The organism is Pseudomonas sp. S32 (genome assembly GCF_016648095.1).
GTDB classification, from domain to species: Bacteria; Pseudomonadota; Gammaproteobacteria; order Pseudomonadales; family Pseudomonadaceae; genus Aquipseudomonas; species Aquipseudomonas parafulva.
In genome coordinates, this window is sequence record NZ_JACVVF010000073.1 from 1 (window position 1) to 14,517 (window position 14,517).

9 protein-coding genes are annotated in these 14,517 nt (G+C 60.2%); 6 read left to right on the forward strand and 3 right to left on the reverse strand.

Translation table 11 applies throughout. From position 1 onward, the window contains the following. Window positions 1–2,120: retention module-containing protein (locus IAE38_RS22665; RefSeq protein ID WP_201219401.1), on the reverse strand; the 2,120-nt coding region annotated here is incomplete at its 3' end. 944 nt (window positions 2,121–3,064) lie between these two features. Here IAE38_RS22665 and IAE38_RS22670 point away from each other — a divergent pair. Together IAE38_RS22670 and IAE38_RS22675 are read left to right on the forward strand one after the other, a co-directional pair. Further along, window positions 3,065–5,221, forward strand: a complete 2,157-nt coding sequence (locus IAE38_RS22670) for a type I secretion system permease/ATPase (protein WP_201165585.1) — start codon at window positions 3,065–3,067, stop codon at window positions 5,219–5,221. Window positions 5,222–5,249: 28 nt separating this feature from the next. Next, window positions 5,250–6,587: an HlyD family type I secretion periplasmic adaptor subunit gene (locus IAE38_RS22675; RefSeq protein ID WP_174435898.1), complete on the forward strand. Its 1,338-nt coding sequence runs from the start codon at window positions 5,250–5,252 to the stop codon at window positions 6,585–6,587. A 71-nt stretch (window positions 6,588–6,658) separates the two neighbouring features. On the opposite strand, the gene lapD is transcribed toward IAE38_RS22675, so the two are convergent. Together lapD and lapG are read right to left on the reverse strand one after the other, a co-directional pair. Further along, window positions 6,659–8,605, reverse strand: a complete 1,947-nt coding sequence (gene lapD / locus IAE38_RS22680; RefSeq protein WP_201219403.1) for a cyclic di-GMP receptor LapD — start codon at window positions 8,603–8,605, stop codon at window positions 6,659–6,661. 10 nt (window positions 8,606–8,615) lie between these two features. Next, window positions 8,616–9,377, reverse strand: a complete 762-nt coding sequence (gene lapG, locus IAE38_RS22685; protein ID WP_201219408.1) for a cysteine protease LapG — start codon at window positions 9,375–9,377, stop codon at window positions 8,616–8,618. Between the two features lie 201 nt (window positions 9,378–9,578). On the opposite strand from lapG, the gene IAE38_RS22690 reads away from it, so the two are divergent. The 4 genes from IAE38_RS22690 (at window position 9,579) to IAE38_RS22705 (ending at window position 14,410) form a co-directional block, all read left to right on the forward strand. After that, the gene (locus IAE38_RS22690; RefSeq protein ID WP_201219405.1) at window positions 9,579–10,274 is read left to right on the forward strand and encodes a GntR family transcriptional regulator; all 696 of its coding nucleotides are present in this window, start codon (window positions 9,579–9,581) and stop codon (window positions 10,272–10,274) included. 96 nt (window positions 10,275–10,370) lie between these two features. Next, the gene (locus IAE38_RS22695; protein ID WP_201165591.1) at window positions 10,371–10,871 is read left to right on the forward strand and encodes a sigma-70 family RNA polymerase sigma factor; all 501 of its coding nucleotides are present in this window, start codon (window positions 10,371–10,373) and stop codon (window positions 10,869–10,871) included. Beyond that, window positions 10,868–11,836: a FecR domain-containing protein gene (locus tag IAE38_RS22700; RefSeq protein ID WP_201219406.1), complete on the forward strand. Its 969-nt coding sequence runs from the start codon at window positions 10,868–10,870 to the stop codon at window positions 11,834–11,836. The genes IAE38_RS22695 and IAE38_RS22700 overlap by 4 nt, the downstream gene beginning before the upstream one ends. A gap of 102 nt (window positions 11,837–11,938) precedes the next feature. After that, window positions 11,939–14,410, forward strand: a complete 2,472-nt coding sequence (locus IAE38_RS22705; RefSeq protein ID WP_442968328.1) for a TonB-dependent siderophore receptor — start codon at window positions 11,939–11,941, stop codon at window positions 14,408–14,410. The last annotated feature ends 107 nt before the right edge of the window (window positions 14,411–14,517 follow it).

Genomic DNA, 14,517 nt, shown 5'->3' on the forward strand with positions numbered 1-14,517 from the left:
GCCGGGTTGGTCAGTGTCACGGTGTAAGTGATGACACCGCCTTCGGTGACCGATGGGTTCGCCGTCAGAGTCGCGGTGGTGGTATCGATCGAATCATTGATCGTCGTAACCGCTGGAGTCGGGTTAGGAGTCAGCTGTTCGAAGTTGCCGCCCGTAGCGTTCTGGATCGTGACACTAACGGTCGAACCGTTGTTATAGACGTCATTGGCCGGAGTTTGGAAATCGATGCTGCCCTGAGTTTTACCCGCCTCAACAGTGATGACCTGACCATTGGACAAGGTCACGGTAACCGGCGTTTGAGCCGGGTTGGTCAGCGTCACGGTGTAAGTGATCACGCCACCTTCGGTCACCGACGGGTTCGCTGCCAGGGTCGCAGTGGTGGTGTCGATCGAATCATTGATCGTGGTAACAGCTGGGGTTGGGTTCGGGGTCAACTGCTCGAAGTTGCCGCCCGTGGCATTTTCAATCGTGACGCTAACGGTCGAACCGTTGTTGTACACGTCATTCGCCGGGGTCTGGAAATCAATGCTGCCCTGAGTCTTGCCCGCTTCAACAGTGATGACCTGACCGTTGGACAGGGTCACAGTGACCGGCGTTTGAGCCGGGTTGGTCAGCGTCACGGTGTAAGTGATCACACCACCTTCAGTGACCGACGGGTTCGCCGTCAGAGTCGCGGTGGTGGTATCGATCGAATCGTTGATCGTGGTGACCGCTGGGGTTGGGTTAGGAGTCAGCTGCTCGAAGTTGCCGCCTGTAGCGTTCTGAATCGTGACGGAAACGGTCGAGCCGTTGTTGTACACGTCATTGGCCGGCGTCTGGAAGTCGATGCTGCCTTGGGTTTTACCCGCTTCAACAGTGATGACCTGACCATTGGACAGGGTCACAGTGACCGGCGTCTGGGCAGGGTTGGTCAGCGTCACGGTGTAAGTGATCACACCACCTTCGGTGACCGACGGGTTCGCCGTCAGCGTCGCGGTGGTGGTATCGATCGAATCGTTGATCGTGGTAACAGCCGGGTTCGTATTGGGCGTGAGTTGCTCGAAGTTACCACCCGTTGCACCCGTAATATTCACGCTGACGGTCGAACCGTTGTTGTAAACATCGTTCGGCGGCGCCTGGAAATCCACGCTAGCCTGGGTTTTGCCAGCCTCAACGGTAATCACCTGCCCGTTGGACAAAGTCACGGTCACCGGGGTCTGGCCAGGGTTGCTCAGCGTCACGGTGTAAGTGATCACACCGCCCTCGGTCACCGACGGGGTGGCTGTCAGCGTCGCGGTTGTGGTGTCGATGGTATCGGTAACCTGGGTTACCGCAGGGTCTTGCGGCAAGGTCACAATCAACCCGCCACCGCCGGTGGTACCGGTCACAACCGTAGAAATCTGACCGCCATCGACATAGGGCGTGTCATTCGGCGGGATCACGACATTGACACTGCCGGTTGTTTGCCCGGCAGGGATGACGATGACCGCACCATTGGACAGGGTGACCACCAGGTCGCTATTGGGAGCCTGGCCAACGGTGGCGGTATAGACAATCACCCCGCCCGCTTCAGTAATGGAAGGCGTGGCGCCCAGCACCAGGTTAGTGGCGACATCCCCGGTCGTGCCGGGCGTGGTCGCACGATTGTTGGCCGTGGTGTCCGCGCCACCAACATCCTGGCGATTGGCTCCAGCAGCGAAGCCAAGCCCCTCGGTGGGGAAGCCAACAGTCGGGTCAACGGTGCCTGCCGTCTCTTCCAGCATGACGAAGCTGTGGCCACCGCCCGCGGCACCGCCACCGGCTGCCGTAGGGCCTGCCGCAGTGGCTTCTAGGTCGGTAGTGGGGTCGACACCCGCAGCGATCGCTTGTTGCAACTCTGCTACCGAAGGCGCGGCCTGCGCAGCGGCCTGGCCCAGGTCGGTGCTGCTATCAGGCGTGTCGGCACTCCACTGGCTGTCGCGGCCCAGGTCGAGCAGTCGGCCATCTGCCAGCTCAAGCGTTACTGCACCACCAGCGCCAGTGAGCACCTGCTCGCCGGCCAGAAGTCGATCCCCCTCGATCAGTACACGCCGGATGCCTTCTGGGGATACCGCAATAACCTGGCCGACAATACTTTTGACGATGGCTACAACGCTGCTCATTGGACTCTCCGTGTGACCCTGTAGGGTACTTCCGTGCCAGAGCGGCAATCGTGGCCACCTGATCTGGAATGATGTCGATATTCACTTGACGCATTTTGACGTCAATATTTCGTCTATAACTGCCAGCGATTACATAACTGCCAAACTATTGACCTTATGATGGCCATCCTAAACAATCGGTTAGGTAATGTCACATTGATATTTTACCTTAGCCAAGCGTTTCTCAACGGCAACTGCCTTGGGTCACAAAAAACAGCTGCATCGCCCACCACACGGGGGTTTAGCGGCTTAGAAATCCGAGGATTAGCCACCGGCTTACCGTCCGTCGGGTTCCATCAGACCATAGGCGTCAATATAAGGTCATTTACGTTTATTCACCGGCCCAATATACGCACGGCAAGCACAAAGCTTGCCGATTCATCACCCGTGGACTGCAGCCCGACGCCACTTGTCGGCACGTAAACACGCTGCCGCAAATCAAACGAGCAGAGTGGAATCACGTATATAAGGACGTCCAGGTGGGGTTGAGGCGCGTGATGATTATCGAATACAGGCTGGTACAGAGGCTGCATTTAATAGATGAATTTTGACTAATCGATTACCAAACGGCGTCAGCAAACCAGCGCCTGTTAAATGGCATCAGCTATTCTGGTCGCAAGCGATGTCGCCATGGCCTTTTGCTAGCTATGCTGACACCTGCGAATGAAGTGCGAGTGGTTCAGAAATGAAACATTTCAGGGCCATCCGACGTCAGGTAGTAAAGTGAACGAGACAGCTGTTTACTCAAAATGGATTCAAAGCGACCATTGCCAAAATTTTGCCACGGCGATGCACATCGCCCGGCGCTGATACGCCGCAACACCACTGAACGCCAGGGTTGCCAGCCTGCAGCATCAAGGCAGCGCGCCCACCCCTACCCACCACAAGGATGAAGAGAGCGCCGCGTGGAATCCGAAGTCAGTCGAGTCGAACTCAACCACGATCCACGCAGCCAGCACGACGATCCCCTGCTGGATAGTCTGTTGAGCCTGTGTGTGTTGCACCAAAAACCAGCCAGCCGCGTGATGTTGACCACGGGCCTGCCGTTGCCAGCGCAGCGGCTGAGCCCTGAACTACTGCCCCGTGCGGCTGCCAGGGCTGGGCTGCAAGGGCGCCTGCTGCAGCGCAAGCTGGAGCAGATCCCGAGCATCGCCATGCCGGCCATGCTGTTGCTCAAAGGCGGGCGAAGCGCGGTTCTGCTTGGCTGGGAAAATGAAGACACTGCACGGCTGCTGCTTAGCGAAAGCGATGGCGGCGAGGTGCACATCAGCCGCGAGAAACTCCAGGATGACTACAGTGGCCGGGTGTTCTTCGCCCAGCCGCAGCACAAATTTGACGTCAACCACGGCAACCTCATTCCGCGTGCGAAGTCCTGGTTCCGCGACACTCTGCTGCGCAGCAAATGGCTGTACATTGACGCCATCGCCGCCAGCCTGGTGATCAACTTGATCGCCCTGGCCGCTCCGCTGTTCGTGATGAACGTGTATGACCGGGTGGTCCCCAACCAGGCGACCTCAACGCTGTGGGTGCTGGCGATCGGGATCGCGGGCGCTTATGTGTTCGACCTGATCCTCAAAGGGCTGCGCGGGTTGTGCCTGGACCTTGCCGGCAAGAAGACCGACCTGATCATCTCTGCCACGCTGTTCGAGCGTATCGTCGGCATGTCGATGAAGTATCGCCCTGCCAGGGTCGGTAGTTTCGCCCAGAACATCCACGAGTTTCAGGGCCTGCGCGACTTCCTGGCATCGCTGACACTGACCAGCCTGATCGACCTGCCCTTCACGGTACTGATCCTGATCGTCATCGCCATCATCGGCGGCCATCTGGTGTGGATCCCGATCATCGCCTTCCCGTTGGCGCTGAGTATTGGCTATGCCTTGCAGCGCCCTTTGATGGCGACCATGGAGCGGACCATGGCACTGGCCTCCGAGCGCCAGTCAAGCCTGATCGAGACCCTCGCCGGCCTGGATGCGGTCAAGGTCAACAATGCCGAGAGCGAGCGCCAGTACATGTGGGAACAGACCCTCGGTACCCTCAGCCGCCTGGAGCTGCGCGTGAAGGTGCTGTCGAGCCTGGCCATGAACATCACCATGCTGATTCAGCAACTGGCGGGTGTGGCGATGATCTGCGTGGGCGTCTACCTGATCATCGACGGCAACCTGAGCATGGGCGGCCTGGTGGCCTGCTACATGCTCAGCGGTCGCGCGCTGGGCCCGCTGGGCCAGCTGAACGGCCTGTTGGCACGTTACCAGCAGGCCAAGGTGACCATGGTTTCTACCGACCACATGATGGAGTTGCCACAGGAGCGCAACTTCGAAGAGCGGCCCCTCAGCCGCAGAGTGCTGCAGGGTAGCGTCGAGTTTCGCGGGGTGGACTTCACCTACCCCAACCAGCAGAACATGGCGCTGAAGAACATCAACCTGACCATTCGGCCCGGCGAGAAGGTCGGCATCATTGGCCGCAGCGGCTCAGGCAAGAGCTCTTTGGCCAAGTTGATCGTGGGCCTTTACGAGGCTGATGGCGGCTCGCTGCTGGTAGATGGTGTAGACATCCGGCAGATCGACGTCAGCGAGCTGCGCCACAACATTGGCTATGTGCCGCAGGATATCCAGCTGCTGGCAGGCACCCTGCGCGACAACCTGGTGAGTGGCGCGCGCTACATCGACGACGAGATGATCCTGCAAGCCGCCGAGCTGGCAGGCGTGCACGAGTTCGCGCGGCTGCACCCGGATGGCTATGAGCTGCAGGTAGGCGAACGTGGGCAGAACCTGTCCGGTGGCCAGCGGCAGAACGTGGCACTTGGCCGTGCGCTGCTGTTGAACCCGCAAATCCTGCTGCTGGACGAACCGACCAGCGCCATGGACAACACCGGTGAGGAGCGCCTCAAACAGCGCCTGCAGGCGGTGGTGGAAAGCAAGACGGTGCTGCTGGTGACTCACCGTGCATCACTGCTTTCGCTCGTGGATCGGCTGATCGTGATCGATCGCGGGCAGATTGTTGCCGACGGCCCGAAAGCCGCGGTCATGGACGCGCTGAAGAAGGGGCAGATCAGTGTTGCGTAAGCTGGATTTCGGGCAAATCAAGGAAGGCATGCGGCGTTACTTCAAGGGCAGTGACTCGCTCGGTGGGCAGCCACTTCCAGAGGTCAACAAGGCCCTCATCGAGGATGCCCCGCGGGTCGTCAGGTTGACCATATGGGGCGTGATCCTGTTCTTCGTGTTCTTGATCATCTGGGCCAGCGTGGCGCCTATCGATGAAGTAACCCGCGGCGAGGGCAAGGCGATCCCCTCCTCCAAGGTGCAGAAAATCCAGAACCTGGAAGGCGGCATCGTGGCGGAAATTTTTGCCAAGGAGGGCCAGATCGTCGAAGTTGGCCAGCCTTTGCTGCGCCTTGATGAAACACGCTTCGCCTCCAACGTGGGCGAAACCGAGGCCGATCGCCTGTCCATGGCCCTGCGTGTGCAGCGCCTGAGCGCTGAGGTGGACGACAAGCCACTGCAGATTGACGAGGAACTGCGCAAAGCCGCACCGAGCCAAGCGGCCAGTGAAGAGTCGCTGTATCAAAGCCGGCGCCAGCAGTTGCAGGACGAAATTGGCGGCCTGCAGCAGCAGTTGGTGCAGCGCCAGCAAGAGCTGCGCGAGTACAGCTCCAAGCGTGCCCAGTACGCCAACAGCCTTGAGCTGCTGCGCAAGGAAATCAGCATGTCGGAGCCCTTGGTGGCGACCGGGGCGATCTCCCAGGTAGAGGTGCTGCGCCTGCGCCGGGCGGAAGTGGAAAACCGCGGCCAGCTGGATTCCACCGCCCTGGCCATACCCCGCGCCGAGGCGGCCATCCGCGAGGTACAGAGCAAGATCGAGGAAACCCGTGGCAAGTTTCGCAGCGAAGCGCTTACCCAGCTTAACGAAGCGCGTACCGAGCTGAACAAGGCCACCGCCACCAGCAAGGCGCTGGATGACCGGGTGCACCGGACCATGGTCACCTCGCCAGTGCGCGGTATCGTCAAGCAATTGCTGGTGAACACCATTGGCGGTGTGATCCAGCCGGGCAGCGATATCATCGAGGTCGTGCCGCTGGACGACACGCTGGTGATCGAAGCGAAGATCCTGCCCAAGGACATTGCCTTCCTGCACCCGGGCCAGGAAGCGACCGTCAAGTTCACCGCGTATGACTACACCATCTACGGCGGGCTCAAGGCCAAGCTTGAACAGATCAGCGCCGACACCATTACCGATGAAGATAAGAAGACCACCTACTACCTGATCAGGTTGCGCACCGATCGCAGCCACCTTGGCACCGACGAGAAACCGCTGCTGATCATCCCCGGGATGATTGCAACGGTGGATATCATGACCGGCAAGAAAACCATCATGAGCTACTTGCTCAAGCCCATCATGAAGGCCCGCTCGGAAGCGCTGCGCGAGCGCTGACAGGCTGTGCAAAGGGCCGCATTGCGGCCCTTATGCGGCGCAAGGCCGCTGATGCACGTAATGGCTTGTACTTATCGCCAGGGTGCAGGTTCCCCCACCAGTTGCCCCTGGATACCCCCTACCCCCATTTCGCATAGCACGAGGCGCTCGCCTTCGGTTTCCACACGTTCGGCAATGAGCGGCAAGTCGATGCTGTGGGCAGCGCGCTGGATGGCCTCGATGAACAGGCGCTTGTGCTGCTCCTCATCGATATTGCGGATGTAGCTGCCGTCGATCTTCAGGTAAGCCAGCCCCAGGTGCGACAGGTTGCCGATCATGCTGAAGCGGCCGCCAAAGCGCTGCAGCGCCAGGCCGAAGCCCAGCCCGTGCAGGCGCCGCGTCAGCTGTTCCAGGGCAGGCTGGTCAGGTAACTGCTCTTCACCAATCTCGAACACCAGGCGCGGGCCCAGGGCTGCGTTGTGGCCCAGTAATTCGAAAATGCGCTGCAATGCCTTGGGGTCGGCCAAGGTGGCGGCGGAAAGGTTCAGCGCCAGCACCTGATCATGCCCACGCAAGTGGGCCAGTACTTTTTCCAGCACCAGCAGGTCCAGGCGCGGCATCCAGCCAAAGCGCTCGAGCCAGGGCAGGAAGCGGCCGGCCGGCAGGGCCTCGCCTTCACGGTCTTTCAGGCGCGATATCACCTTGTGATGAAGCACTCGCTGCGCGGTGGCGCAATCCACCACAGGCTGGAAGAACAGATCGAAATGGCCATTACTGAACGCCTGGTCGAGGCGTTCATGCCAGTCGTGCTGGCTGTCTGCGGCAACAGCAGCTACCCCTTGCTCCAGGCACACCCAGCCAGGGGTTGGCTGGTTTTCTGCGCGGGCCAAGGCTTCGTCGGCGAGCTTGAGCAGCGCCTGCGGTGCGTCGCCGGGGGTGTAAGGCGCCAGGCCGATACAGGCCACGGGGTTGATGTCGCTGGCACCGGTTTCGTGCAGGCTCTGCAAGGTGGCTTCCAAGGCCTGGGCAAGCTGAATGGCCTCCTCATGCACCATGCCTGGGGCCAACACCGCGAACTCACCCCCGCGGCTGCGGGAGATCAGGTCGTTGGTTTCCGGGTAGCTGCCACAGGTGCGCCGCAACTGCTCGCCCACAGCCTGCAGCAACTGGTCGGTACGTTGCCCGCCCAACCGCGCGTTCAGCCCGGCCAGGCCTTGCACACGCAACAACAGCAGGTAGCCTGCGCGGGCTTCCTCCAGGTTGCTGACCCGGGCGTTCAGTTGCATCTCGAAGTAACGGCGGTTGGACAGCCCGGTGAGGGTGTCCTGATAGGACTCGGCACGCAGCCGCTCACTGCGCTCGGCCTGTTCGGTGAACAGGGCTTTGAGCTTCTCGACCATCTGGTTCATGGCCTGCACCACGCGGCGCAGCTCCGGTGTGCGTGGCAGCTCTTGCAGGCTCAGGAATTCACGGCGGGCAATGGCGTGGGATTGTTCGACCATGTAGTCCAGCGGGCGCAACTGACGGCGTAGCAGCAGTGCGCCAAGCACGGCACTGGCAGCCCCGCACAGCAGCAACCAGCTCAGGCTGCCCAGGGCGCTTTGCCAGAGTTTGGCAATGGCGAACATCGGGTGGCTTATTACCTCCACCCGGGCCGCCTGTTGCCAGCCACGGCTGACGATGGCGTCGCCGCCGGCAGCCTCCAGGCCTATCAAATGCACAAACCAGCGCGGCACGCCACCTGGGTCCGGCTCGGCGTGACGTTCCACCAGCACGGCGTTGGAGGACAGGTCGACGACCTTGATGCTTGCATAGTAGCCACTGTCGAAGATCGAGCTGACCATCAACTCGGTCATGGCCGGGTCGTCGATGTTGGGCGTGAGCGACAATGCCAGGGCGGTGGCCGCATCCTGGGCATGCGAGCGCAGCTGGTTGACGTACTGGCTGCGCGAGCTTTCCAGGCTGACCATGAAGCTGCCACTGAAGGCGACCACCAGGAACAGGCAAATAGCCAACAGCAATTGTTTGAACAGTGACATTTGTGCTCCTTCAGTAAACCGGTTCGGCCGGGAAGCCTTCGGCCTGCATTTTCTTCAACAGGTCTTGCCAGCGCGACAACCGCTTGGTATCGCCGACCTTCTTGTTACCAGCAGCCCCGGTGAGCCACAAGCCTTCACCGTTGAAGGCGTAGACCGGCAGCAGGTCTGGGCGCTGGCTAGCCGGCTTGATGGCGTCCATGAGGCTGTCCAGGACCAGAGGCTGGGCCTGGGGTGTCGAATAGTAAGTCAGTACCATGTGCGCGCGGTTCTGTCGCAGCGCCTTGACGTAGGTGATGCGCAGCTTTTCGCTGGGAATGCCCATACGCCGAAGGCTGAAATACTTGGCGATTGCGTAGTCCTCACAATCCCCGGCACCCTTGATCAGGGCCTGAACAGGGGTAGCCCAGTAATCGACCTCACCCCACAGGTCGATGTCCTCAACGTAACGCAGTTGCTGGTTGAAGAACCGGTTGACCACTTGCAGCCGCTCAAGCTCGCTGCCTTGTTTCTGGGACGTCATCAGGTTCTGCCAGGCATCGATACGCGCTTTGCCGGCGCCGAGCGGGCCATAGAGGGCCTCGGACTTGCGGCTGATCTGTGCGAAGTCCCAATCGGCGTGCAGGCCGCCCAGCAGCATGCCGCCCAGCAACGCAGCCAGGGCGATACGGTGCAGCACGGTTTTGAGCATCGGGGAGATCGCCACAGCCAAGCCCTGTCCCGGCCAGTCGAAAGCTGCGATGGTGCGGCCTGTTAGCGCAAAAGACAATGGCACATCGAAATCATCCATCCGCCTGTCAGCCAGGCTGCATTCTGGCCCTACATCTTCATTTGCATTACTTCCTTTGCAGGGCGACTTACTCCACCATAGCCGCGCTTTGGGGCAGTGCGCTGATAGCCGCAGGTTTGACATGCCCATAAGCCGTAACTAGCTTGATTGGATCCAACTTTTTGTGAACGTTAAGGCAGGCGTTTTGTGGCCGAGAAAATAAAACTGAGCAATGTGCTGACCAGCGAACAGCTGTTGCCGCACCTGGCCCGTGGCATAATCGAGGAACGTCTGCGCAGTGCCATTCTGGACGGCCGTTTGCCGCCCGGCACCGCGATCCGGCAGCAGGAGCTTGCAACCCTCTATGGCGTCAGCCGCATGCCGGTACGTGAGGCGCTGCGGCAGTTGGAAGCGCAGGCGCTGTTGAATGTGCAGATGCACAAGGGTGCCGTAGTTGCGCCGCTGATCGGCGAAGACGCGGTAGACGCCTATACCTTGCGCGTGCTGCTCGAGAGCGAGGCTTTGCGCCAGTCCATCCCGCTGCTTGAAGGCCAGGACATCGCTAATGCGCGCAGCTATATCCAGCAGTTGGAGAACGAAACCCGGCATGCCGAGATCGCTCGCCTCAACCGCCTGCTGCACATGGTGCTGTATTGCCGCGCACCGAACCAGAAACTGCTGCGCCTGATTGATAACGAACTGAACCAGGAGGAACGGTTTCTGCGGTTTCACCTGTCCTCCATGGGCCTGGGCAAACTGACGCAGGACGACCATACGGCACTGGTAGACGCCGCCAGCGCCAAGCGGGTCAACGAAGCTATCGCAGTACTGGAGCGCCACCTCAACGGCGCTGCAATTGCAATTCGCAGATACCTGGACAGCCAAAAGCTTCGCCAGGCGTGATCGCAGCATTGCTATGGGCCGACAAGGTTGCAAAATGCGGCCACCAGCGGAACAATGAGACTCGTTATCATTAAAGCCTTTATGGCACCGCCGACAATGCCCAGCAACGATCCTGTCCAAGCCCTCTATCATGACCACCACGGCTGGTTGTATGGCTGGCTGCGCCATCACCTGGGGAGCGCGGCTGATGCTGCCGACCTGGCGCAGGACACCTTCGTGCGGCTGTTGCAGCGACGTGAGCACCTTCATCTGCAAAAACCCAGAGCGTTCTTGCGCACTGTTGCCCGCGGGCTGGTGATCGACCATTGGCGCCGAGAAGAATTGCACAAGGCCTATCTGGAGGCTTTGGCACATCTGCCGCAGGCTCACGCGCCCAGTGTCGAAACCCAGGAATTGCTGCTGGAGCTGCTCGAGCGCATTGCTGTCATGCTCGATGGCCTCAAGCCCAAGGTCCGTACAGCATTTCTGCTGGCCCAGTGCGAGGGCCTCAAGCACAAGGAGGTTGCGCAGCGGATGGGGCTTTCCGTGCGTACCGTGGAGCGTCATATCGCTGACGCGCTCTATCACTGCTACCTGTTGCGCTACGACGTGCAATGACCTGTGCTCCTCCAGATGCAAAAACGGTAAGGCAAGCCATTACGTGGAGGGTCGCGCTGCGCGAGCATGGCAATGACCCTGCTTTTGAGCAGCGCTGCATGCAGTGGCGCAATGCTTGCCCGAGCCACGAGTTGGCCTGGCAACGGGTTGTCCATCTCGATCAGGAACTGGACCTGCGGGCGGTCCCTGCTGCCGGTATAGCACTGCGCACCTTGGAAACCAGTCACAAACGCCTTCAGCGCCGGCAGGCTTTGAAGCTGTTGGGCGGGTTTGCCATGGTGGGTTCGGCCGCCTGGCTGGCCAAAGACCTGGACCTTATCAGCCCATGGTCATCGGACTACGCGACCGCAACGGGCGAGCGTAGGCACATCACCCTTGCCGACGGTACACGCCTGCAGCTCAACACCCGCAGTGCGGTAGATGTGGCGTTCAATGGCCAGCAGCTGGTGGTGAAGTTGAGGCGCGGCGAGCTGATGCTCGATTGTCGGCAAACCCTGCACCCACAGTTCCCAGTACACGTATATACCAAGGACGCGCTGCTGCAGGCGTTCGATAGCCGCGTCGCGCTGCGCCTTGAGGGTGACTGCGTCCATGCCAGCTTCAGCCACGGCCGGCTGGCAGCCCAACAAGCCGATACGGGGGGCTGGCAATGGCTGGAGCCGGACCAGGCCTGGCGGGTAACGCGTGACGGAGTACAGCGAGAGCAGCCTGCCAGCATGGATGCACTGGCCTGGACCGAGGGGTTGATCGTGACTCGGGACATGCGTCTGGCCGACTTTCTTGCGCAAGTCAGCCGCTACCGCCATGGCTACCTGACCTGCAGCGACAACATTGCAGACATGCGCTTGTCGGGTGTCTTCCGCCTCGATGACCCTGAGCAACTGGTGCGGCTGTTACCCCGCACGCTGCCAGTACAACTGCGCGAGCTCACGCGCTTGTGGATACGGGTGGAGCGCCTGAGTTAGGCAGCGCTTCTGGAAGATGGCGGATTTTTGATTCTGGTCCGGCTAGGACATTGAGGCGCCCTCTGCCCTATTCAATTCACGGACTCATAAATGCCTATCGCCATGAAGTACACGCCGCCCTGCAACGCGAATGATTTTCGACCTGTCCTGCAATCAATACTGGGTAGAGCCATACGCGCAGCCTTGTTCGGCACCGTCCTGGGCGTAGCGACCACGCCTCTGCTGGCCGTAGCCGACGATACGCCAGTGGTTAGCCAAAGCTACGCGATCGCACTCGGCCCACTCGATGAGGCACTCAACCAGTTCGCCAGGCAGGCTGGCATTACCCTGTCGAGCACACCGCAACTTACCCGCGGCTTGCAATCGAATGGCCTCCAAGGCCAGTACGGCACTGAACAAGCCTTGCGACACCTCCTGGCAGGAAGCGGGCTGGTAGCCCTGAGCCAGAACGCACGCAATTACGTCTTGCAGGCACAGCCGCAAGAAGCCGCACTGGCGTTGCCCGACACCGATGTGCGCAGCTTCACCCTGGGTAATGCGTTGGGCAGCATGGAGGGGTACAACGCCACGCATAGCCAGGTTGCCACCAAGAGCAGCATGCCGCTGGTGGAAACCTCTCAGTCAGTGTCGGTGGTCACCCGCCAGCAGATGGATGACCAGGGGGCACAGACCGTCGCCCAGGCCATGCGCTATACACCCGGTGTGCTAACCAACCCCTATGGGGCGACCCACCGCTACGACTACGTGGCCATGCGCGGCTTCAACGATGGCTCGGTGGATAACATCTACGTAGACGGCCTGAAGTCCATGGGGGACAACGGCACCTACAGCACCATGCAGGTAGACCCGTATTTTCTTGAGCGCATCGACATACTGAAGGGCCCGTCATCGGTACTGTATGGCCGCAGTTCGCCAGGTGGCCTGGTGGCGTTGACTACCAAGAAGCCTCTGTTCAGCCCCTACCGTCAGGTTCAGGCCTCCGTGGGTACTCAGGGGCAGCGTGGCATGGGGTTCGACTTCAGCGGGCCTGTGGATGACGACAAGCGCATTGCGTACCGCCTGACAGGCCTGGCAGACGGTTCAGACACTCAGTTCGATCACAACAAGGAAGAGCGCTACGCACTTGCACCGTCGCTGAGCATGGACTTCACGGAAGACACCTCGCTGACCCTGCAGGCGTACCTTCAGCATGACCCCAGCGGGGGCTACCATGGCGGCAACCCGGCAGATGGCATGCTGCACAAGCGCAACGGCTTGCGCTTGTCGGACCACTTCTTCGAGGGTGAACCGAACATCGATCACTACGAACGCACACAGCAGTCGTTCAGTTATCAGTTCGAACACCGGTTCAATGACGTATTCACTGCACGGCAGAACTTCCGCTACCAGGATTCCGATGTCTCGATGGACCAGGTGTATTCGGCCGGTTGGGCAGGCAACGAGGGCACTGTCCTGAACAGGGCCTACACCGGCGGAGACGAGCGCCTGCATTCCTACATCATCGATAACATGGTGCAGGCAGAGGTGTTCACCGGGGCCGCCAAGCATACCTTCCTGCTGGGCACCGATTTTCAGCGTCGCAAGGCCGATGTGGCATGGCGCTATGGCTCGGTTGACCCGCTGGATGCCGGCAACCCCCAGTATCGCAATGGCAACCTGCAGGTAGCAGGGGAGAACCGCTATCAACGGCGCTTGCAACAGACGGGTGTGTATTTGCAGGACCTGGTGGAACTGGATCAGTGGCGGTTTTCTCTCGGCCTGCGGCAGGACTGGGTAAAAGTATCCGAGCGTGATCGCGACAGGGATACCAAGGCCAATGATGCGCGTACCAAGTTCACTACCCGTGCAGGTGTTTTGTACCTGTTCGAAAACGGGATCGCGCCCTACCTGAGCTACTCGGAGTCATTCAACCCGAACACCGTGTCCGATCAACAAGGCAAGCCGCTGGCACCCACCGAAGGCACGCAGTGGGAAGCCGGTATCAAGTACCAGCCACCGGGCAGCGACAACTTGTTCACGGCCTCGGTGTTCCATATTGAACAGGAGAACCTGGCATCCAAGCAGCCCAATGAGGATTTCTATCGCCCCGTTGGCCAAGTGCGCTCCCAGGGGTTGGAACTGGAAGCTCATGTACAAGTGACCGACAGCCTGAAACTGCTGGGCGGGTACACCTTTACCGATATCGAATACACCAAGCAGATGCCTAGCCTGGTAGCCGGCAACTTGGACAACAAAGGTAACTCACCCACCCAGGCGCCCAGGCAGATGGTGTCCCTGTGGGCTGACTACAATATGCGCCAAGGTGTGCTCGATGGTGTGAGGCTGGGCGGGGGTGTACGTTACGTGGGATATAGCTGGGTCGATGCGGAAAACAGCATGAAGGTGCCGTCCTACACGCTGGTGGATGCTTCGCTGGGTTATGACCTCGGCAAAGTCGGGCTGAAGGGCGTGGATGTGAGGTTGAACGCCAACAACCTGACTAACCGGCGCTACATCACGTCCTGCGCAAGCCTGAACTACTGCTACATGGGTGAAGAGCGAAACGTGACGGCCACCGTCAGCTATCAGTTCTGAGCCGTCCTGGAAAAGACAAAGCCCCTGTCTGCATCGCAGACAGGGGCTTTGGGGTTTGAATCTTGACGATGACCTACTCTCACATGGGGAAACCCCACACTACCATC